This is a genomic window from Polaribacter sargassicola (assembly GCF_021991835.1).
Taxonomy (GTDB): Bacteria; Bacteroidota; Bacteroidia; order Flavobacteriales; family Flavobacteriaceae; genus Polaribacter; species Polaribacter sargassicola.
Genome location: NZ_JAHDAU010000239.1, coordinates 1 through 281 on the forward strand (window position 1 = coordinate 1; position 281 = coordinate 281).

The 281-nt window shown below is 69.0% G+C and carries 1 protein-coding gene; it reads left to right on the plus strand.

Annotated features, from left to right (window positions below; translation table 11 throughout):
- The coding region (locus KI686_RS16670; protein WP_237590426.1) for a hypothetical protein at positions 1-281 on the plus strand (281 nt) is incomplete at both ends.

Consider the following 281-nt stretch of genomic DNA (forward strand, 5'->3'; position numbering starts at 1 on the left):
GTACGCCGCTCGCGAACGCCCGGAGGTCACGTGTCATCACGCCGCAGCAATGGCACGATCGTCGGCGTCGTCGCACTGAGCATCTCGCTGGTCGGGCTGGTCGGACTGACCTTCATCCCGACCCAGTACGTGATCCAGCGGCCGGGCCCGGTCTTCGACACGCTCGGCACCGCCAAGGGCAGCGACGGCGCCTCGGTCCCGCTCATCGAGGTGAGGGACGCCGAGACGTACCCGACCGGCGGCACGCTCGACCTCACCACGGTGCAGGTCATCGGCAACAG